20 protein-coding genes and 6 pseudogenes are annotated in these 21,421 nt (G+C 47.9%); 25 read left to right on the forward strand and 1 reads right to left on the reverse strand.

The genetic code is table 11. The features are described from left to right. Positions 1–43: 43 nt before the first annotated feature. From HBH25_RS10205 to HBH25_RS10235, 8 genes and pseudogenes are all read left to right on the forward strand, one after another. Positions 44–2,368 (forward strand): annotated as a pseudogene (locus HBH25_RS10205) (RHS repeat-associated core domain-containing protein); the annotation flags it as partial. 7 nt (positions 2,369–2,375) lie between these two features. Next, positions 2,376–2,735: a hypothetical protein gene (locus HBH25_RS10210; RefSeq protein WP_168083800.1), complete on the forward strand. Its 360-nt coding sequence runs from the start codon at positions 2,376–2,378 to the stop codon at positions 2,733–2,735. 737 nt (positions 2,736–3,472) lie between these two features. Further along, on the forward strand, positions 3,473–3,859 hold the full coding sequence (locus tag HBH25_RS10215; protein WP_168083801.1) for a hypothetical protein: 387 nt from the start codon (positions 3,473–3,475) through the stop codon (positions 3,857–3,859). Between the two features lie 181 nt (positions 3,860–4,040). Continuing rightward, positions 4,041–4,622 (forward strand): Imm5 family immunity protein, encoded by a 582-nt coding sequence (locus HBH25_RS10220; protein ID WP_168083802.1) that lies wholly within the window; start codon positions 4,041–4,043, stop codon positions 4,620–4,622. 254 nt (positions 4,623–4,876) lie between these two features. Beyond that, positions 4,877–6,615: pseudogene (locus HBH25_RS10225) on the forward strand (RHS repeat-associated core domain-containing protein); the annotation flags it as partial. 168 nt (positions 6,616–6,783) lie between these two features. Then, on the forward strand, positions 6,784–6,981 hold the full coding sequence (locus HBH25_RS23575) for an HNH/endonuclease VII fold putative polymorphic toxin (protein ID WP_324616882.1): 198 nt from the start codon (positions 6,784–6,786) through the stop codon (positions 6,979–6,981). Further along, positions 6,978–7,382 (forward strand): hypothetical protein, encoded by a 405-nt coding sequence (locus HBH25_RS10230; RefSeq protein ID WP_168083803.1) that lies wholly within the window; start codon positions 6,978–6,980, stop codon positions 7,380–7,382. Before HBH25_RS23575 ends, HBH25_RS10230 begins: the two co-directional genes overlap by 4 nt. Positions 7,383–7,507: 125 nt before the next feature. After that, the gene (locus HBH25_RS10235) at positions 7,508–7,900 is read left to right on the forward strand and encodes a hypothetical protein (protein ID WP_168083804.1); all 393 of its coding nucleotides are present in this window, start codon (positions 7,508–7,510) and stop codon (positions 7,898–7,900) included. A 278-nt stretch (positions 7,901–8,178) separates the two neighbouring features. Here the strand turns inward: HBH25_RS10235 and HBH25_RS10240 are convergent, their stop codons facing one another. Beyond that, positions 8,179–9,429: an IS256 family transposase gene (locus HBH25_RS10240; RefSeq protein ID WP_168083805.1), complete on the reverse strand. Its 1,251-nt coding sequence runs from the start codon at positions 9,427–9,429 to the stop codon at positions 8,179–8,181. 50 nt (positions 9,430–9,479) lie between these two features. Here HBH25_RS10240 and HBH25_RS10245 point away from each other — a divergent pair. From HBH25_RS10245 to HBH25_RS10315, 17 genes and pseudogenes are all read left to right on the forward strand, one after another. After that, positions 9,480–10,999 (forward strand): annotated as a pseudogene (locus tag HBH25_RS10245) (RHS repeat-associated core domain-containing protein); the annotation flags it as partial. Beyond that, positions 10,993–11,454 (forward strand): hypothetical protein, encoded by a 462-nt coding sequence (locus tag HBH25_RS10250; protein ID WP_168083806.1) that lies wholly within the window; start codon positions 10,993–10,995, stop codon positions 11,452–11,454. The pseudogene HBH25_RS10245 and the gene HBH25_RS10250, both read left to right, overlap by 7 nt. A gap of 12 nt (positions 11,455–11,466) precedes the next feature. Then, a pseudogene (locus HBH25_RS23290) lies at positions 11,467–11,741 on the forward strand (hypothetical protein); the annotation flags it as partial. Positions 11,742–11,947: 206 nt separating this feature from the next. Then, positions 11,948–12,571 carry a hypothetical protein gene (locus HBH25_RS10255; protein WP_168083807.1) on the forward strand — a complete coding sequence of 208 codons (624 nt, stop codon included), beginning with the start codon at positions 11,948–11,950 and terminating at the stop codon, positions 12,569–12,571. Between the two features lie 284 nt (positions 12,572–12,855). Beyond that, a pseudogene (locus tag HBH25_RS23295) lies at positions 12,856–13,209 on the forward strand (RHS repeat-associated core domain-containing protein); the annotation flags it as partial. Positions 13,210–13,254: 45 nt separating this feature from the next. Continuing rightward, positions 13,255–13,602 carry an AHH domain-containing protein gene (locus tag HBH25_RS10265; protein ID WP_168083809.1) on the forward strand — a complete coding sequence of 116 codons (348 nt, stop codon included), beginning with the start codon at positions 13,255–13,257 and terminating at the stop codon, positions 13,600–13,602. A gap of 10 nt (positions 13,603–13,612) precedes the next feature. Beyond that, positions 13,613–14,206 carry an imm11 family protein gene (locus HBH25_RS10270; protein ID WP_168083810.1) on the forward strand — a complete coding sequence of 198 codons (594 nt, stop codon included), beginning with the start codon at positions 13,613–13,615 and terminating at the stop codon, positions 14,204–14,206. Between the two features lie 267 nt (positions 14,207–14,473). Continuing rightward, a pseudogene (locus HBH25_RS23715) lies at positions 14,474–14,611 on the forward strand (RHS repeat-associated core domain-containing protein); the annotation flags it as partial. Between the two features lie 246 nt (positions 14,612–14,857). Beyond that, positions 14,858–14,980 (forward strand): HNH endonuclease, encoded by a 123-nt coding sequence (locus HBH25_RS23720; RefSeq protein WP_218585487.1) that lies wholly within the window; start codon positions 14,858–14,860, stop codon positions 14,978–14,980. Positions 14,981–15,048: 68 nt separating this feature from the next. Next, positions 15,049–16,217, forward strand: a protein-coding gene (locus HBH25_RS10280) for an IS3 family transposase (RefSeq protein WP_168083811.1) whose coding sequence is annotated in 2 segments (ribosomal slippage) — positions 15,049–15,310 and positions 15,310–16,217 — 1,170 coding nt in all. Because the reading frame shifts where the segments join, the coding sequence is not laid out codon by codon here. Positions 16,218–16,599: 382 nt separating this feature from the next. After that, complete coding sequence (locus HBH25_RS10285; protein WP_168083812.1) at positions 16,600–17,040, forward strand: SMI1/KNR4 family protein; 441 nt, start codon at positions 16,600–16,602, stop codon at positions 17,038–17,040. A 269-nt stretch (positions 17,041–17,309) separates the two neighbouring features. Continuing rightward, on the forward strand, positions 17,310–17,837 hold the full coding sequence (locus HBH25_RS10290) for a hypothetical protein (RefSeq protein WP_229631872.1): 528 nt from the start codon (positions 17,310–17,312) through the stop codon (positions 17,835–17,837). Between the two features lie 102 nt (positions 17,838–17,939). Then, positions 17,940–18,422 carry an SMI1/KNR4 family protein gene (locus HBH25_RS10295; protein WP_168083813.1) on the forward strand — a complete coding sequence of 161 codons (483 nt, stop codon included), beginning with the start codon at positions 17,940–17,942 and terminating at the stop codon, positions 18,420–18,422. A 352-nt stretch (positions 18,423–18,774) separates the two neighbouring features. Beyond that, entirely contained in the window at positions 18,775–19,122 is a 348-nt protein-coding gene (locus HBH25_RS10300) for a DUF7716 domain-containing protein (RefSeq protein ID WP_168083814.1), read from the forward strand. A 168-nt stretch (positions 19,123–19,290) separates the two neighbouring features. Beyond that, positions 19,291–19,875: an imm11 family protein gene (locus HBH25_RS10305; protein ID WP_168083815.1), complete on the forward strand. Its 585-nt coding sequence runs from the start codon at positions 19,291–19,293 to the stop codon at positions 19,873–19,875. Between the two features lie 88 nt (positions 19,876–19,963). Then, the gene (locus HBH25_RS10310; RefSeq protein WP_168083816.1) at positions 19,964–20,428 is read left to right on the forward strand and encodes a YrhA family protein; all 465 of its coding nucleotides are present in this window, start codon (positions 19,964–19,966) and stop codon (positions 20,426–20,428) included. A 222-nt stretch (positions 20,429–20,650) separates the two neighbouring features. After that, positions 20,651–21,346: an SMI1/KNR4 family protein gene (locus HBH25_RS10315; RefSeq protein WP_168083817.1), complete on the forward strand. Its 696-nt coding sequence runs from the start codon at positions 20,651–20,653 to the stop codon at positions 21,344–21,346. Positions 21,347–21,421 lie beyond the last annotated feature (75 nt).

The following is a 21,421-nucleotide window of genomic DNA, read 5'->3' on the forward strand; positions in this document are numbered from 1 at the left end:
ATTTAAATTTTTTTATATCATTAAAAGCTGCGTACGACAGTACTCCACCTTCAAGCGCAAATACCTGTGGTTGAACACCCTGGCCCAGGTAGAACGCTTCCAGGACTGCTCGGGCAAGAACACCTATTACAGCTACGACGACCGCCACCACCTGATCGCCGTCACCGACGCCCTGGGCCAGACCACCACCCTTGAGCGCAAGCCCGAGGGCGAGGTATTGAGCCTGCAGCACCCGGATGGCACTCAAGAGCATTTCACTTATAACGCCCTAGGCCAGGTGTTGACCCACACCGACGGCAAGGGCCAGACCACACGCCTGCAACGCAACAGCCGCGGCCTGCCCACCCGCCGTCAGGACGCCAGCGGCCACACTGTCAGCTACGCCTACGACAAGGTGCAGCGGCTGATAGGCCTGAGCAACGAGAACAACGCCACCTACCGCTTTGCCTACGACAAGGCCGACCGCCTGATCGAGGAACAGCGCATCGACCAGCTCACCCGGCGCTTTGCCTACAACGCCGGTGGGCACCTGACCCAGGTGGAAGAGATCGGCTGTGGGGAGCGGGGTGAACGACCGGAAAGGGTAACCACCTTCGAGCGCGACACCATTGGCCGACTGATGGCCAAGGTCAACGAGGACGGTCGCCAGGCATATGACTACGACAAGGGTGACCGGCTGCTGTCCATCGAGCGCCATGTCACCTTTACCGGCAAGAAACGTGGCATCACCCCGGAGAAGCTGACGTTTGCCTATGACGTACTCGGCCGACTCATAAAGGAAACCACCCCACAGGGTGAACTGAGCTACGAATACGACCCTCTCGACAACCTCACCACGCTCACCTTGCCGACTGGCCAGCACCTGAACCACCTGTACTACGGCAGTGGCCACCTGCACCAGCTCAACCTCGACGGCCAGGTCATCAGCGACCTGGAGCGCGACGACCTGCACCGGGAAATCCATCGTACACAGGGTCGGCTCACCAGCTGCTTTGGCTACGACGCAAGAGGCCGCAAGGCCTGGCAGTACGCCACAACCCTGCCCAGTGAAAAGCTGTCCAAGATCCACACGCCAGCGGTGCAGCCTTTTCTTTACGTGGAGCACGCCTACAACCCCATCCACCGCCGTTACCACTACGACCCGGCCGGTGAACTCAGCCGCACCGTGGACAAACTGCGCGGCGAGATCAGCTACACCTACGAACCCAACGGCCGGCTGCACAGCAGCGGAACTGGCCAATTAATCGACAGCGAAGAATTCCGCTACGACCCCGCCGCCAACCGCCTGAACTTCAACACCCGCCAGTTCGATCACGTACGCGACAACCGCATTAGCACCTGGCGCGACCAGACGTATACCTACGACCCCTGGGGCAACCTGATCGAGAAAACCAGCGGCCACAGCCGGTTGCAGACGCTCGCTTACGACTGTGAGAACCGGCTCGTTGAAGTAAAGACCTATGTGCAAGGCAAACTGGAAAGTACCGGCACCTACCGCTACGACAGCCTCGGCCGCCGGGTGGCCAAAAGTGTCGAAAAGGACGGCACCACCGAACACAAACACTTCCTCTGGCAAGGCTTGAGGCTGCTGCGGGAGGAGGGGCCAGGGCACAGCAGGCTGTACCTGTACGAGCCAGACAGCTATGCACCCTTGGCCCGTATCGATGCCACTGAAGACGGCGCGCAGAACGTCTATTACTTCCACACCGACCAGATCGGTACCCCGCTGGAAATGACCAACGCCGAAGGGCAGATCGTGTGGCAGGCCAAGTACCGAGCCTGGGGTGCTATCGATGCCATGGTCGTGAACGAGGTGGAGCAGAACCTGCGCTTCCAGGGCCAGTACTTCGACGACGAGACAGGGCTGCACTACAATACGTTCCGGTACTACGACCCAGAGGTGGGGCGGTTTACCACCCAGGACCCAATTGGGTTGTTGGGTGGGGAGAATTTGTACCAGTATGCGCCGAGTCCGGTGGGGTGGGTGGATCCGCTAGGGCTGGCATGTGGTAAGTGGGATGTCAACTCGCATCAAAAAAATAAAAGTGCAGTAAAAGGAAAAAACTTGGGATTGGATTCTCACCATGTAGGTCAAAAAAACTTGATGAAGGATTTGGTCGAAGGATATGATCCAGCCACTGCTCCAGCAATGCTAGTTCCCCGTACAGGGCATACTATTTCCAAAGAGGGGGTTGGAATACTTTCTAGAGCTAAAGTGAATAAAAAAACTGGCTTGCCATTCGCAAGTGGGCGCGATCTTCTGGCTCGCGATATAAAAGAACTGAGAAGGGTCTATCCAGATGTTCCAAACTCTAAATTACAAGAATTAATAGCACTGAACAAAACTATGTATCCCGAAATGAGGTAAGATATCCATGGGCGTCGATCAGAAATTTATTGAAGCTATATATGAAGAGCTTCTGGAAAAAAATTTCAATCAATATTCTGATTCTTTGAGTAAGCCAGTAAATTCGGATAAAGACCCTTATGGAAAAGCGAGGGCAGCACTTGCTAAGCTTTCAGATAAAGATAAGTACGAAGTAATAAATTTCTTAAAATTAGTTATTGCAGATACTGGGTCAGTGATTTTTGGCACAATAGATGGTGTGCATTTCCCAGATAATATAGATGGAGATTTTTCCCTCACCTATAATGGAGATAGCATTCAAGGAGATTTGATGGATATCTTTATTGAAAAGGCCCAAGAGCAAGGAGTGTATGGGGATTTTTCTTAAAGACGGATCTGGGTAAGGATTTATCTAAGAAACAATTTATTAGGCCTCCAGTCTCATTTGCATCATGAACAGGGTGTGCGGCAAGACCAGCATACATCTATGCAAACAACAGCCTTTCGCAGACTAGCATTAGGGCCATCTTGTCGAAGGTGAAGAATTCCCCTCCGACCCGGCCACAGAAGTTTGCCTAAGGTTGTGAGGCTCGAGTGGTGTAGGTTAGGCATAGGTATAAATATAATTGGAGAGCGTTGGTAACTACCGACACGATAGCCTTGGCTATCGTATAACTAAAGCTGTAGTTACCGAACATACGTATTTTCTCTAGTAAGGTTAAGGCTACATTTGCTGTTACCTAAAATAGGTATGCCACTCGAGATGGTCGATGCTAACCCAACTTATCTATCCGTCCAATTGCTGGACAGTATGCTCGAGGCTGACAGTGGAAATGGCCAATAGTAAGGAGCTATTTCAATATAGCTTAAAATAAGGTTTTCTAAGGGTCTTCAAATTTTCGAAAATACCTATAGACAGGTTGGTTTTATGCGCTAAAGGATGATGGCTACCACCTTATCTTGTTAGAGATGCGTATGATACCAGAAAAATCTTACACAAGCCGGATTACGGAAGAAGATTTATAGATGGGAATGTTAGTAAGTTGATAGTTAAAAGTAAATAGCTTTGGAGTATAATTTATTAATAAAAGCGGAGCTTTAGATTTTCTACAGCAGCATCAGCCAATGCCTGATGACGAAAATATCACGCAGGATTTAATAGATAGATATGATAGCGTAAGGCGCTATTTTATTTCTAACCCCGATGAAAAAGCGATTATGCTTTTTTTGAGATCTTTCGGTAATGGAGACGGTTTGGGCGTTTATCAACTTGTAGAGGACTTCTTCTATAAATGCAAAAAAAGTGATGTGGTTGAGTCATTGAAAATTGTTCTAGAAGATGAGCACCTTTCTGATGGGGTTAGGTACTGGTGTACCCAGTCAGCTGCGGCATTTGCTGATGAGTCATTGCGGTTAGGAATTAGTATTTCAAAAAAATCTAACAATGAGGATATTAGAGACGCTGCGGACTTGGCTTTGAGCATTTTGGATGATGATAGCATGGACGGTTGATACTATTTGGAGCTCTCTGGCTACTTTTATGTATCAGCGAGGCTGTATTAAAAGCGAGTTGGCCGATTGGTATTTTTATTTACAGCCATCTGTGGGCTTATACGCTCCTGTTCTGGAAAATTTCCCGGAACAGTAACGGGTCTAAATCCGAAGGTGTGGCGAAGATAGCACCGAGATCAGAATGAACAAAACAACAGAGACCCTTATTAAAAAAGCCCTTGAGCAGTTGAAAAATTCGCCGACTGGAGAAATCTCTCTAAAATCAAGGCGGCTATTATGGGAAAGCATTTCGCAAGACTCTAATGTCGATGAGAAAAAATTAAAACTCACGAAATTAGACTCTCTTTGCGTGATTTATGGTGCACCCATATGGTTAAAGAAATTCAATAGCGAGAATGAGCTCAAAGAAATTTTGGATGTAGCTAACAAGGTTGTAACAGGCGTAATTACTCAAGACGACGGGCTTGCTATAAGACATGAGTTTTACGTCGATGTTGTTGAAAACCAATCGTATGAGCCGCATGAATACCCCGCCATGTTCATTGGGCATGCCGCTGCAAATACCATCGTGACGGCAACGGATAATTTATTTTTCGACCCAACAGATGATACAGACGACTATGACCTAGATCTTGAGGCATTTGAGCCTAGTTATTTAGTAGCCTCTGCATTCGCGGGTGGTTTGGATAGAAACGGAGATCCCGAACAGCGCCGTAGTTTTTGGGAATGGTATCTGTCTACAGCCTTATATCAAGTTGCCTAGGATGCATACTTTTGCATAGCGGTACAGACCCTAGCCAAATGTTGCGTTTTTTTGAAGAGTGCCGGGCGAAATAGGAAAGCTCACTCCTCCCAAATATTGAAAGGATTTGGGGTGGATGAAACATTATCTGATTTTTAGCGCCAGCGATCCCTGACGCTCTGGACCAGACCACCACCCTCGAGCGCAAGCCCGAGGGCGAGGTGCTTAGCCTGCAGCACCCGGACGGTACTCAAGAGAGCTTCACCTACAACGCCATGGGCCAGGTACTGACCCACACCGACGGCAAAGGCCAGACCACGCGCCTGCAACGCAACAGCCGCGGCCTGCCCACCCGCCGCCAGGACGCCAGCGGCCACACCGTCAGCTACGCCTACGACAAGGTCCAGCGCCTCATAGGCCTGAGCAACGAGAACAACGCCACCTACCGCTTTGCCTACGATGCAGCCGACCGCCTGATCGAAGAACAGCGCATCGACCAGCTCACCCGGCGCTTTGCCTACAACGCCGGCGGGCACCTGACCCAGGTGGAAGAGATCGGCTTTGGGGAGCGGGGCGAACGGCCGGAAAGGGTAACCACCTTCGAGCGGGATACCATTGGCCGCTTGCTGGCCAAGGTCAACGAGGACGGACGCCAGACGTACGACTACGACAAAGGCGACCGGCTGCTCTCCATCGATCGCCATGTCACCTTTACCGGCAAGAAACGCGGCATCGCCCCGGAGAAGCTGACCTTCGCTTACGACGTACTCGGCCGACTCATAAAGGAAACCACCCCACAGGGTGAATTGACCTACGAGTACGACCCGCTCGACAACCTGACGACCCTGGTACTCCCCACCGGCCAGCACCTGAACCACCTGTACTACGGCAGCGGCCACCTGCACCAGTTGAACCTCGACGGTCAGGTCATCAGCGACCTGGAGCGCGACGACCTGCACCGGGAAATCCACCGCACCCAGGGCAAGCTCACCAGCTGTTTCGGCTACGACGCCAGGGGCCGCAAGGCCTGGCAGTACGCCACAACCCTGTCCAGCGAAAAGCTGTCCAAGATCCACACCCCGGCAGTGCAGCCTTTTCTTTACGTGGAGCACGCCTACAACCTCATTCACCGGCGCTACCACTACGACTCGGCCGGCGAACTCAGCCGCACCGTGGACAAGTTACGCGGGGAGATCAGCTACACCTACGAACCCAACGGCCGACTGCACAGCAGCGGCACTGGCCGGCTCGTGGACAGCGAAGAATTCCGCTATGACCCCGCCGCCAACCGCCTGAACTTCAACACCCGTCAGTTCGACCACGTATGCGACAACCGCCTCGGCACCTGGCGCGACCAGACCTACACCTACGACCCTGGGGTAACCTGATCGAGAAAACCAGCGGTCACAGCCGGTTGCAGACGCTGGCCTACGACTGTGAGAACCGGCTGGTCGAGGTACAGACCTATGTGCAAGGCAAACTGGAAAGTACCGGCACCTACCGCTACGACAGCCTCGGCCGCCGGGTGGCCAAGAGTGTCGAAAAGGACGGCACCACCGAACACAAACACTTCCTCTGGCAAGGCCTGAGGCTGCTGCGGGAGGAGGGGCCAGGGCGCAGCAGGCTGTACCTGTACGAGCCGGACAGCTATGCACCGTTAGCCCGTGTCGACACGGCCGAAGGTGAGACCGAAAACCGGGTGTACTACTTCCACACCGACCAGATCGGCACCCCGCTGGAAATGACCAACGCCGAAGGGCAGATCGTATGGCAGGCCAAGTACCGAGCCTGGGGCGCCATCGATGCCATGGTCGTGAGCGAGGTGGAGCAGAACCTGCGCTTCCAGGGGCAGTACTTCGACGACGAGACTGGGCTGCACTACAATACGTTCCGGTACTACGACCCGGAGGTGGGGCGGTTTGCCACCCAAGACCCGATTGGGTTGTTGGGTGGGGAGAACCTGTACCAGTATGCGCCGAGTCCGGTGGGGTGGGTGGATCCGCTGGGGTTGTCGACTTGTGGGCCTAACAAAAAAACAAGTTATGAGGCCGTGAGTAGAAGAGATGCTTTCAGGCAAGCGAAGCGGGATGCTGGTATACCTAACAATCAAAGCCCCACGATTGAAAGAATTAATCTGGAAGATGGTTACGGTAATGCAGTAAAAAATTCAAAAGGTGCCGTAGTGGAAACTCGTAATTACTATTTCACTAATAATAAAGGTGAAAAAATCATTATCCAAGAACATAGTATTGGTCACTCCAAAGCTGTGCCTTTGAGAGGTGCGGATCCCCATTTCAATGTGAGGCCAATTCGTAATCCTACTACAGGCAGTGTCAGCGGTACTCATGGGCACTATAACTTTAATTGGAAGCTTAAATGAATTTGCTTGATGTTGTGTCTCATAGAGAATTTATAGTAAAGCTTTTTCCGCAAGGACTGACTGAGGTTTTAATGGTTGGCCAAGTGAGATTTGATCCCTTAGGCAATACTACTGTCGCTCTGCACACTAGGCAGCAGCCTGCACTGGACGTGAAAAAATGGGGTAAGTGGGGTGAAGACTATAACACTATAGTCATAATACTTTCTAGTTCGAGAATAAAAGAATTTTCAGTAAGCAATATTTCTGGCGCGTTGTATTCAAAAGTCGAGCTTTTTGAAGTGGAAGGTGGTTTTAGATTCTCGCAGCAATCAGATGATTGGAGTTTCTATATGGTCTTTGAAGATATTGGTTTTGATAGCTGTGAGGTTTATATCGATGGGGCTGATGATGTTTATAATTGATTTAATTTTCTCAAAGAATTTATAGAAGATAGTGAAAAATCCATGTCATGTCATGCCAAATGCTAAGGCCAACATGCAAATGTCGAGGGCATACATGGGCGGTATAACCTTAGCTGGGGAAAAAAATGAATTTGCTTGATATTCTTGATCATAAACACTTTCTCGTTAATCTTTTTCCAGAAGGTTTGGATAAAAACTTGATGATAGGTCAAGTAAATTTTGATTTTCTAGGCAATACTACTGTGTCGCTGCACACTAGGCAGCAGCCTGCGATTGAAGTAAAGAAGTGGGGAAGATGGGGTGTGCGATACAATGTGATAGTCGTAAAGATTTCAAGTTCTATAGTGAAAAAATTTTCCGCAAAAAATATCTCTGGTGCGTTATATGCAAAAGTAGACGTTCAGCAAGTAGAGAATGGTATTAGGCTTACGCAGCGTGCAGATGACTGGAGTTTCGATTTAGTCTGTGGGTATCTAATGTTTGATAGCTGCAGTGTTTATCTAGATGAGCATGATTGAGTTGATCTATGAGGGAATTGATACTCATAAATGGGAAATCTACGCACTAGGTATATAGGAGGCGGGTGCTTCGATTAATCTTGGAGATTTTTCCAATTCAGAAAAAACAGTTGGATGTAGTTTTTCTCAAAAAACAATCGAATTCGCCTAGGACATCCTCGGTCGGTTTATAAAGGAAACCCCCAGGGTGAATCGAGCTACGAGTACGACCCCCTCGGGGACTGTCAGATTTTTTGTGTGCGGGCTATTAATGGCCTGCCGCTAGGCAGGCCATGCTTTCACCAGGTTGGCCTGATAAATCGATCTCCGTACAGAACTGCAAACTGATTCATGGCGCTTTTCCAGTCATGAGCTGCCGAGCCCCATTTGGCCGTGATGTTGCGCAACCCAAGCCAGATCAACTTCGTGGCCGCATCGTCGGTTGGGAAATGACCTCGCGTCTTGATGATCTTGCGCAGTTGAGCATTAACACTCTCGATGGCGTTGGTCGTATAGATCACTTTGCGAATGGCAGGCGGGAAAGCAAAAAAGGGAATCACTCGATCCCAGGCCCGCCGCCATGCAGTTGTAACTGTCGGATACTTCTGACCCCACGGCCCGTGGTCGAAGGCTTCCAGGGCTTGCTCGGCCGCCTCGGCGTTGATTGCCTGGTAGATCGGCTTGAGCGCCTTTGCCAATTCACGCCGCTTGTCCCAGCCCGCATAGTCGAGACTGTTACGGATCAAATGGACGATGCAGGTCTGTAGGGTAGTCTCTGGAAACACGGCGCCAAGCGCCTCTGGCATGCCTTTGAGGCCGTCGGTGACAGCAATCAAGACATCCTCGACACCTCGTGTTTTAAGGTCATTGAAGACCTTCATCCAGAACTTTGCGCCTTCGGTATTTTCGATCCAGATGCCAAGAATATCCCGTGTGCCGTCAGGCAGAACACCCAGTGCCAGGTAGATCGCCTTGTTACGCACCAGTCCCTCTTCGCGGATCTTGACCCGCATGGCGTCGAAGAAAATAACGGGATACATCGGTTCCAGAGGCCGCTGTTGCCACGCACCAATTTCTGCCATGACCTCGTCGGTGACAGAGCTGATGAAGTCGGGCGAAACGTCTGTGCCGTACTGCTCCGAGAGAAATGCGCGGATCTCCCGAACCGTCATGCCGCGTGCGTACATGGCGATGATCTTGTCATCGAAACCGGTAAAACGTCGTTCGTGCTTGGGAATCAGAATGGGCGAAAAGCTGCCGTCCCGGTCGCGGGGGGTGTCCAGCCGAATCGGGCCATCACCGGTCAGGACGGTCTTGCTGCTCTTTCCATTACGCTGGTTGGTTTCATCCTCTGGACGCTGCGCGCCCGGCGGATAACCCAGGTGATGGCCGAGCTCGGCATTGAGAGCTCGCTCGATCAACGCCTTCTTGAACGCCGCAGAAGCGTCCTCGATGGCTTCAGCGGTCATCATTCCACCGTCGAACTGCTCCAACAGCTCTTTCGGGATTTTGGGTAGCTTTCGTAGCTCGGGTTTCTTTTTGGTTGGCATACATGCACCTCTTACTCATGTTATGCCCGAACACAAAATTTCCGACACCCCCCCTCGACAACCTCACCACGCTCACCTTGCCCACCGGCCAGCACCTCAACCACCTGTACTACGGCAGCGGCCACCTGCACCAGCTCGACCTCGACGGCCAGGTCATCAGCGACCTGGAGCGCGACGACCTGCACCGGGAGATCCACCGCACCCAAGGCAGGCTCACCAGCTGTTTCGGCTACGACGCCAGAGGCCGCAAGGCCTGGCAGTACACCACAACCCTGCCCAGCGAAAAGCTGTCGAAAATCCACACGCCAGCAGTGCAGCCCGCCCTTACGTAGAACACGCCTACAACCCCATCCACCGCCGCTACCACTACGACCCGGCTGGCGAACTCAGCCGCACCGTGGACAAGCTGCGCGGGGAGATCAGCTACACCTACGAAGCCAACGGCCGGCTGCACAGCAGCGGCACTGGCCAATTAATCGATAGCGAAGAATTCCGCTACGACCCCGCCGCCAACCGCCTGAACTTCAACACCCGCCAGTTCGATCACGTACGCGACAACCGTATCAGCACCTGGCGCAACCATACCTACACCTACGATCCCTGGGGCAACCTGATCGAGAAAACCAGCGGGCCCAGCCGGCTGCAGACGCTCGCTTACGACTGTGAAAACCGGTTGGTTGAAGTACAAACGCATGTACAAGGCAAACTGGAAAGTATCGGCACCTACCGCTACGACAGCCTCGGCCGCCAGGTGGCCAAGAGTGTCGAAAAGGACGGCACCACCGAACCCAAACACTTCCTCTGGCAAGGCTTGAGGCTACTAAGAGAGGAGGGGCCAGGGGGCAGCAAGCTTTACCTGTACGAGCCGGACAGCTATGCACCGCTGGCCCGTGTCGACACGGCCGAAGGGCATACCGAAAACCAGGTGTACTACTTCCACACCGACCAGATCGGCACCCCGCTGGAAATGACCGATGCCGAAGGGCAGATCGTATGGCAGGCCAAGTACCGAGCCTGGGGTGCCATCGATGCCATGGTCGTGAACGAAGTGGAGCAGAACCTGCGCTTCCAGGGCCAGTACTTCGACGACGAGACAGGGCTGCACTACAATACGTTCAGGTACTACGATCCGGAGGTAGGGCGGTTTACCACGCAGGACCCGATTGGGTTGGATGGGGGGATTAATTTATATCGATATGCTCCAAATCCAATAAATTGGATAGATCCATGGGGATGGCAGTGTTGGGGAGCGGCTAGACGGAAATTCTGGATATCAGAAGCTAAAACACCGACACGCAGTTATTCGCCAGCCAATATATCAAGGATGAGCGAAGGATATGCTCCAAAATTGACAGTAGAAGTAGTCAATCGTAAGACTGGTTTGCCTCAAGTGAGGGACGTTACTATGGAATTACATCACAAAAAAATTCCTCAAAGAGTAGGAGGGGGAGAAATTCATGATGCAGGGAATTTGGATGCGCTAACGCCATGGGAGCATGAAATGGTTGATCCATATAGACATACAGGATATGACCTGGAGCGGATTATAAAGGGAATTGATATATGGTAAATATAGTGGATGTCCGGAACTGGATTGAGAGCGAACTATATGTGGATGCTCTGGATTATGTCGCCAGGGAGCTGAATTTTAAAGTAAACCCTCAGCCCCCTTCCGATATTTCTCTATCGCGAGATGTAGAAAGGTTTAAGATGGCAAATATATATCCAGATGATCTGGTAGGAGTATTGTTTGATAAAAAATTTCTGTGCCGCTACGTAGGATCAAAGCTAAAGGCTATAGAAGGTACTGAAGATGTTCAGGCTAATAAGCATCCTTCCAGTGAGCCAGATCATATCATTGAGACTTTGCCTTATTACATTAATTTCTTGAATATACATTTGGTGGAGCTGTATATTTTAAAGTTTGATTCTGGTTTGCTTGAGAAGTATATCAAGTTAATGCGAATTCCAAATAGCAAACAATATGCATTACAGCTTAAAGGTGTGCTGGCAACAATGGCTTGATCTAGATTTATACTGAAAGACCTGTACTACGGCAGCGTGCGCCTGCACCAACTCAACCTCGACGGTCAGGTGATCAGCGACCTTGAGCGCGACGGCCTGCACCGGGAGATCCACCGTACTCAGGGTAAGCTCCCCAGTTGCTTTGGCTACGACGCCAGAGGCCGCAAGGCCTGGCATTACGCCATAACCCTGCGCAGCGAGAAGCTGTCTAAGATCCAGCCCCTGGCTGTCCAGACTTTTTTTACGTAGAGCACGTCTACAATCTCATCCACCGCCGCTACCACTATTAACAAAAAACCAGAAATCTGCGAACGTATTTAATATTTCAAATCCAGCAAATAGGACCCGACACCTTGGTGGTGGTAAAATTAAACCTTCCAACGGAAAGGTCTCTGTGTTTCAGGTTGATACAAAAAGTGGTATAGGTCGAATTTTCGGTGGCAAAGGTGCGGTGCATACTGCTAACTTTAACGTTCTCAGGTATTGGTGAATCATGACATCGCAGAATAGGACATTCTTCGAAAATGCACTGCTGCACGAGCTTAAGAAGATAGAAGGTGCTGAAGGGGTATCTATTGCCGCTTCTAAGAATAAGCTTAAGTTCAAGTGGGAAAAAAAAGTTGTAGCGGATATTTTTTTTCAGCATTTGGCTAGGACTGACGCCTATGTGCTTGGAGGCTTAGTATATGGCGGTCCAATATTTGATCACTCCAGCCAGTTCACTCCCCCATATAAGAGTAACCTTCCTAACGATTCCTGCTACTCATTCACAAGCTCAGGTGAGAAAGATAATAGATTCTGTCGGGCTTTTGGGGGAAGCACCAATACCCCGAATGTATCCTCGGCCGAAAATGTATGCATCAACATCCGAAAGGTACTTGAAGAATTCTATGTGCCTTCATTTATAAATCGGATTGTGCCTGGCAAGAGAACAATGGAGGACATTTTGATCTTTCCAGAAGACTACGCGTATCCAGCAGTTTTTATATTTGCTTCGGCTGCCTTAAAGCCTGAGATATTTAATGAAGAAGTTTTTAAAGCTGCCGTTTCGAACAAAAAAGTGATAAAAAATGAGCGTTTTGATATTGCTCTTTTAAGTAGGCTAATGCCTAGTTAATAGTTGCATTAGGCGGGATAACGGTAAAACCTGAGTGCAACAACTTTTTCTTCTAGTGCAATGCGGCACTGTGCTATCAGGAACTGCGTATTGATTGAAAGTGCGGGCATAGATACAGCTCGGCTAGCTTCATGCGTAATCTAGCGGCTGGTCTTTGGGATGCCCGATCGCATGCTCTCAACCATTAGCCATAAGCTTAGCGGGAATGGATTCAGTGCTGCGGCGTGTTAGGTAAGTCATGCTCACTACCACATGTGCCGCCGCCACATTACCGATCAAGCTGTGCGCGTATTGACACAGCCGAAGCAGATACCGGAAACCAGGTGTACTACTTCCACACCAACCAGATCTGCACTCTCCGGGAAATGACCAACGCCGAAGGGCAGATCGTGTGGCATGCTAAGTACCGAACCTGGGGTGCTATCGATGCCATGGTCGTGAACGAGGTGGAGCAGAACCTGCGCTTCCAAGGCCAGTACTTCGACGACGAGAACGGGCTGCACTAGAATACGTTCCGGTACTACGACCCGGAGGTGGGGCGGTTTACCACGCAGGACCCGATTGGATTGTTGGGTGGGGATAATTTGTACCGGTATGCGCCGAGTCCGGTGGGGTGGGTGGATCCGCTGGGGTGGTGTTCCACTAAGCTAGGTAGAAATATGGGCCATAGAAAGGGTGATGGGATGGCAAATCATCACCTTATTCCTGAAGAACTGATGAAAAGTGCTCAATTCAAAGCGTTATTCCTACGTCTCAAGAAAATCGGGTGGGAATCTGACGGGGCCTCTAATGGCATGTTCTTACCAGGATCGAAAATTCTTGCAAAAAAAATAGATATGCCTGGGCATTGGTCTAATCACCGGCAGTATACTGAGGCAGTTAAAAATAAAATGATGGTTCTAAATAAGAACTCTGGAAGCTTAACTGACATAGACCTAGCTCTCGGAGTAAAAAATATTCAGCATTGGGCATCTCAGGGTCTTGAGAAAGGACTGTTTAAGGTGCATTCAGTAACTGGGCGTTTACTATAAGGTAAAAGACGTGAGTGATTTCTATGTTATGAAGTATATTCCTGATGACGAAGGTGCTCCATATTTCTTTGAATTAAATTGGGTTCCAGATATTCCAGTTTTTCATTATCCAACTGAGAGCCCTGTGCAAGCTGATCTCTGCGAGAGTTACCAAGCGATCGCACATGTTGCAAAAATCACAGCAGATTGGCTGCCTGACCATTTTTTAGTATCGAAAAAGTTTTTGGAAATTTGCGAAAAGCTTAATTGTTCGTATGTTTGTCGACCGGTGGAACTTATTATTAAAGGTAAGGCAAGCGGCCTGGAATACTTTTTCTTTATTGCATCTCAAAGGTTAATGGCTATGGATCTAGAAAATTCAAAATTTACGATTGACCAAAATCCGAAGATTGAAGAACAGCGACTAAATGGACCCAGCTACGAGAAAATTGAAAAACTATCAATAATAGCCGGTGTAAATTCGGACCTCTTTTATTTTGAAGAAATTAAAGAGGTGGTTTGTTCAAGTTTCTTTAGGGATCAATGCCTTGATAAAAAAGTTTCTGGGCTGGATTTTGTTAAAATAGATGACAGCTACCAATATTCGCCATGGGATGATTTTTAAAACTGGGCGGAATTAAGTTTTGCGAATATTACACCCTTAGCTCCAGTTTTCCGTGTTAGTGGCTAGGATGAATATTTTCTTGACGTGGCTAGCAATGTCTATCAGGTCAGAGATAAGCAAGCATTCCACAATATTTATGAAGAGTTTATAATTTTTTGGGGTTTTTGATTATATGGTCGACCTGATGCTAAGCCGCGTTTAATGCATATGTGGTAGGGGTAAGAGTATAGGTGTTAACAAACTTTACAATCGCGACCTTATCTTTGCAATACGTTCCGATATTACGACCCATAGGTGGGGCGGTTTACCACGCAGCACCCGATTGGGTTGTTGGGCGGGGAGAATCTGTACCAGTATGCGCCGAGTCCGGTGGGCTGGGTGGAGCCGTTGGGTTGGAACTGTGAGCTTTCTTCGAAGATGGTTAAGCCGGTAAATGACAGGCTTCCGATCAATGGGAGATATGCTGGGAAAACGTATCCGCTTCAAAATTTACTGGTCTCTATAAGGAATAAGTACCCATACAGTGTTCCATTCAACCATGTTAGGTTCCCTGACTTTTCTAGATGCTCGATTAAAAATGTGAGGATTGAGCTTGGTTGAACACGGGCTATAGATTTTGCAAGAGCGGATAAAGCTGTAGGCTACAATAGGTTGAATCCAAGGCCTTCAGATTATACTTGGCACCATAATCAGGAGTCAGGATTCATGCAGCTTATACCTTCAGATATATATGCGGCCGTAAAACATACGGGCGGAATAGCTATGGGGAAATAGTGATTGTAGTGGTCTACTAACCCCGGACACCTTTTTAGGCGAAAATGATCGCCACACAGAGGTGTTCGATGAGCAGACAACGACGTACTTTCACCCCCGAGTTCAAACGCGAGGCGGCCTGCCTTGTGCTCGATCAAGGCTACGGCCATGCCGAGGCCGCGAGGTCGCTCGATATTGGGGAGCCGGCGTTGCGTCGCTGGGTCAACCAGCTTCAGGCTGAGCGAAATGGCGTGACCCCATCCAGCAAAGCGATGACGCCAGAGCAGCAGGAAATCCAGGCGCTCAAGGCTCGCATCAATCGGCTGGAGATCGAGAAGAAAATCTTAAAGGAGGCCACTGCGCTCTTGATGGCCGAGGAACACGGGCGCAGACGTTGAAGTCGATTCGGAAGTTGGCAGAGCATTACCCTGTTCAGCTGTTGTGTTCAGTGTTCGAGTTGCCCCGATCTTGTTATTACGCGCACCTGGCCCGCCGACGGCGTATCGATGTTCGCCGTACGAGCCTGCGCAGCCGCATCAACGAGCTGTTCAGCCAGAGCCGCAGCTCGGCAGGTAGCCGCAGTATCGTCGCCATGCTCCGGGATGAGGGTATCAATGTGGGACGCTTCAAGGTCAGAGGCCTGATGAAGGAGCAAGGCTTGATCAGCAAGCAGCCCGGTTCTCACGCATACAAACGGGCCACGGTTGAGCGCCTCGACATCCCCAATGTTCTTGATCGACAGTTCACCGTGGCAACGCCAAACAAGGTCTGGTGTGGTGACATCACCTACATCTGGACGCAGGGACGGTGGCATTACCTGGCGGTCGTCCTGGACTTGTATAGCCGTCGGGTAGTGGGCTGGGCGATGTCTGCCAAGCCAGATGCCGAGCTGGTCATCAAGGCGCTCGACAGAGCTTATGAGATGCGCGGCAGGCCACAGGGCTTACTATTTCACAGCGACCAGGGTAGCCAATACGCCAGCCGTAGCTTCCGCCAGCGGCTGTGGCGCTATCAGATAACTCAAAGCATGAGCCGACGGGGAAACTGCTACGACAACGCGCCCATGGAGCGGCTGTTTCGCAGCTTGAAAGCGGAATGGATACCGACGATGGGTTACATGACGGCAGCGCTGGCCGAGCAAGATATCGGACGCTATCTCATGCAGCGGTACAACTGGACAAGGCCGCATCAGCACAATGGCTTCGTACCGCCGGCTGTAGCAGAAGAAAAACTTAATTCTGTGTCCGGGAATTGTTGACCACTACATTTATCACCCAGGACCCGATTGGGTTGTTGGGTGGGGAGAATTTGTACCCGTATGCGCCGAGTCCGGTGGGAAGGTGGATCCGCTGGGGTGGAGTTGTGATTCACTGGCTAAACTTGAGTCCAGAGGTTTTAGCGAAGTTTTGAGAAATGAACGAGGAGGGCTTGACTATAAAACAGTAACGCGCTTTATTCAAACTTAAGTAGATTGAAACCAGATGGTACTCCAGTCAATCCGATAGTTAAAACAAAATACACTAGGGTAATATGCAGCTTGTGAACACGATGGCCCATAATGAAGTACCGTATACTGGTGAAGTAAGTAAATGCCAGTATGCGACGGGGATTAAATACATATTTAATGGGTGGTGGTTTTCATGGTCGATATGATGGGTTCTAAAACAGATCTATCTGAAGTGGAATTTCTAGATTTCGAATCCAGCTTCAATAGTGTGCTTCCTGCGCGGTTCAAAACATACTACCTCAAAAAAAACGGAGGATTTCCATCTGAAGAAGATGTTGAATCAGGAAGATGGGGACTGCCCGTAAATGGATTTTATTCAATAAAATACGGAAATTTAAAGATTTCTGATGTTATAGAGAGTATTAAGGAAATTAGCCCTTTAAGCAGCACGCATGGAACTTGGTCTAAAGGATGGTTCGTTCCATTTGCCTACGACTCAGGTGGTAACTCTATCTTTATTTCCTTGCGAAAGATAGACTACGGATTTGTATACATATATGCACAAGATGGAGATAATTTGTTGAAAATATCAGAGTCTTTTGACGATTTTTTAGTTAAATTGGGTGTTGACTAGTATTTCATATTGATTTTCAGAAAACCTCTAGAGTTTCATGTTTGGCCTCAAGGTGATTCGTAAAGCCAATGCTGCCCGGATTCTCTAGCAAAGTAGGTTATGTAAAAAATGGCCTGTTTATCAATCTAAAAATAACATAGGATTTTTTAAATAAGCTAATTATAAAGATTAAAGTTGTATAGAACATGCTTTTAAAAGCCAATAATTATGCTATAGGTTAAGGTTGCAGTATGGGTCTAATAAAAAGTCTTGCAAGTATTGAGCTGTACATGCCAGGGATTGTAATTTTTGATCCAGTTGTATTGGATGGCTTCTTAAAGAAAAGAGATATACAAGAAACTAATATTTTCTACGCTTTTCTAAATGATGAAAAATTAGGGTGGGCAGCAATTGATGAGGGAGTAGTAATACCTATTTATCAGATATCCGAACAGGATTATTCGGTATTCCTGATTGATGACAGTGAAGCTAGTTCAAGTCTTCCGAAGGCGAAGTTTTATTACAGCGGATTTAACATAAAAATCGAATCGGGCTTGGTTATAGTTTCTGATTTAAATGCACTAATGGATTGGGATAAAGAATTCTTTTTAAGTTATAGAGAAAATTATACATCTAGAATGCCGAGTAACGACTTCCTTGAGATTCCAACAGGGCTGTATGAGTTGGAACTAAGAGGCTATAAAGGGCTTAAAACTTCAACTTCAGGGTTGGGATATGGTCTTAAAGTAAACTCTGTAAAAAAATTTAATAGCCTCAATAAAAGCATATCAATTGACGACCTAGATTTTGAGCTATAAGAGGTTTTTACGATAGACTACTAATCATAGTGCTAAAGAGTAATGATACAGGGCTGTTTTTGAAGATCGGCTGGAGGAGATACCATAAATGAGTTTTATGGCATGCAGATATTAAAATCAGACGTGAAAATAGGCTTGGCAGAAATCAGATTTTTTGAGGACGCTATAGGGTACTGCTTGCCAGAAGCATTTAGAAACTTTTATTTAAAAAATAATGGTGGATTGCCTAGTAAAGACTGGTGGGATGGCAGTGACGAGTATGATGCTGTCAGGGTTAAGAAGTTTAAACCGCTGGCTGGTTCGAGACACGTGGAGGAGCATAATACTGCTTTTATAGAGAACTGCTACCTCGCTATGGTCAAGAGAAATGTAATCCCCAAAACGTTATTGCCTTTCGCGATTGATGATGGGGGGAACCTCTTTTGCTTAGATTTGATAGAGGGTAATGTCTGCTATTACACTATCGATAGCTTTGACTCGGATGCTAGCATTGCAGTCAATCAAGCTAGGGCCTGCAGATGGCTGGAAAAAAGCTTTCAAGAGTTTATTGAGAATCTAAAGGATGAAGATGATATTGGCTATTAAAGTTGGCCGCTAAGGCTTCATGTTTGATCGAAGCCTAAAGGCTGTAGTAGTGCATATCGAGTCGCTTGCTGTTAAAGTGGTTGTCCAGGCAAATATGCGTCGTGAAAAGATAATAAACGGTGTTTTGGAGGCTTCAGGTTCAGGAGGTGTAAAGTTTGAGAACAACATATCAAGCACCATATTCAGTGTCCCATAGCATGAAGCTAAGGCCATAGAAAAAGGCAATTCTTACTCAAGTGTATAATCTAAAAAATAGCTTTTATCATAATTCGAAGTAAGATGGAGGTATAGAGCGGCTGCAAAAAGAAAGGAATTTTACCATGCAAAGCGTTGCTATCTGAAAGGGGCGATCATGAAAGATATTGAAGCAAGACAGCCTGTGGTCTTGGCAGCCATATTACAAGCCCTGAGGTCGGGTGAGGCTTTTAATGATGATTACTGTCTCTATGCCGAAGCAGAAATAGATGTTATCTCTCCAGAAGTTATTTGTTATCTGGATGAGTATCCGGAAATCGTTAATGATCTAGAAAAATACAGCGATTTTGTCAGCGACAATAAACTTGATTTGCTTTATCACGGAGAGCAATTCTGGGATGTGGTGAGTTTGGCCCTTAGCCAAAAGAAAAATGCTACAGTTGAAGAATTGACTGCGGCATTGAATTTTTATCTTGAAAACGATAACTTTATGAATATGGGTTAACGCTTTTTTTACGAAAGTGTATTTTTTTCAAAATAGCTTTAAATTGTTCAGAGAGCAGATAGCTTAGGCCCTACCTATAGAATGCAGAGAGAAAGCCTCCATTGCGGATGCTGAATATTTTATAGGCTGGAATCTGTGTTACATATCTGCGGTGTTAGGAGTAGGGGCATGGAGTACTTCAAGCTTTGCCATAAATGCCAGAATGGTACTTTTATTGATGGAGATGTATCGTTCCAGCCAGAAATATCAGGTTATTATCAAAATGGGACAACCCTATTGCCAGAGGAGGTTAAAGTCTCTGTAGTGCTTGATAAAAGCCTAGAAGATATAGGTGCTGATTTTTTTATGACGTCCGTTGGAGCGTTTTTCGTATCTAAAAACCTGAAGGAAGTTATCGAAAACTTTCAGTCTAATTTGCGTTTGGTGAAGGCTGAGGTGAGTTACCATAATGGCTACCCTACCATTCGCGAATACTACTTAATACATGCTGTTAACCAGGTTTATTGTTTTGATTACATTGAATCTGAATATTCAGGGAAAGGCTTGATATTGGAAAAAATTCGGAAAAAGGAGCTCCAAGAGGGCTACCAAATTAGAGGTGTAAAAAAGCTGAGCATCGATAAAAGCAAGGCAGGTGGCGACGACATTTTTTTTATTGGGGGAGTGATATGGCTTGACCCAATCGTATCCAGAGCTCTGGCAAATGAAATTCTACTAAGAGACCTGAATGTGAGATGTTCAGTTATTGTTTGAGAGCTGGTGTCAACTATTTTAAGCCTAGAGGCTGTAGCTGTTACGAGATAGTCCTGGAAATGTACAAGTTAGCCATTAGGATAATGGTATGGAAAAAATCTTAAAAAAAATAGATGTATTGGCTTCTGAGTATAGAAAATATGGCTATGAATTTAACAGGGGAGCCACTGAAGAGGAGCTCAAGATGTTCGTGGCTCGCTGCAAAAACGAGCTTGGTTTAATTCCTCCAGATCAGTATCTGTACTTTTTAAATAAGTTTGATGGTTTGGTTGTCGAAGGCGTATTCCTTTATTCCACTAGGCCAATCAAGATCATTGGATGTAGTGGGCATTCTTTGGAATTTGTTGAGATGAATGTTTTATCCCGAGACTTGGAGTGGATGAATGAGTTCGTTGTCTTTGGGGATAGTGACCAGGATGAATATGTTCTGGACGTGGCTAGTAATATTTATCAGGTCAGAGATAAGCAAGCATTCGACAATGTCTACGAAGAGTTTGATAGCTTTTCGGGGCTTTTTGAGCATATGGTCGACCTGATGCTCTTCCGCGTTTGATGAAGCTTTGGCAATGCTCAGGGTAAAGGCATGGACGAGCGCTATTACCGCAGCCTTACCCTTGGGTATAATAAAAATTCAGATGTGGCTCCCCTGTGGGGGGGGGATGGGGATTTTTTTAGAAAACTCTAATTCCAACGAATGGTTAGTTCAGGGGGTATGAATATTGCATTTTGTACTAGTATTGGTTTCGAAAGTCGATAAATAGGCTGGAGCGCAGTTATGAACACAGAAGAGATAGTCCAGCAATTTAAAGCCGATTTCGCTGGCAAGGACGTTTATCTCTCCCTTAGCGAATTACCACAAGGGTTGGTGATCCCTGAGGGTTGGGAGGGGTTTGGCATTCGCGGTACAGAACCCCCTAGATTTCCGGATGCTTGGCATCTTTTTAAAAACGAATTTCCTTGGGTGACTTCTCTTTTAGATGTAGGGCTGTTGGGCACTGCAATTCTAAAGGATAATACAGTCAATTTGATTTATGTTTTCCATGACTCAAATGGCCTCTATTACTACGTGGGCGGTGCTCCGATTAGCGCTACGCCGAAGGAGAAAATGCTAAGCGAGTTTGGAATACAGGGAAGGTTGGCGGATTTTTACAATAGTGTACATGACGGGTTCACCTTCTATGCGGCCAGATCGATGGGGCCAGCCGCGTTAGAGGACATGTTTTTTATTTCAGATGGCATGGACGAAGAGGATACTGAGTTTGCGGAAGGTTGGCTTGCCTTGTTTTCCAATGGCGGTGGCGATTATATCGCGCTTGATATCGACAGCACTGCAAAAAACAACGGCCTTATTTGGTGGCACGAAGAGCCGTTCACCCCGGAACGTGACATGGATATATTCGAAACAATGGATACATGGATGTCCATATTTCTGGAGGATACCAAGCTTCGAGGCCCTGGCAACTCTCAATAACCTTGCTACTCGGCCGTTTTACATACAGGTGGAGCTTATTAGTTTGAAAAAGCTGAAGTGCTTAAGCAGCCAAAT

It is taken from the genome of Pseudomonas quercus, assembly GCF_012033695.1.
Taxonomy (GTDB): domain Bacteria; phylum Pseudomonadota; class Gammaproteobacteria; order Pseudomonadales; family Pseudomonadaceae; genus Aquipseudomonas; species Aquipseudomonas quercus.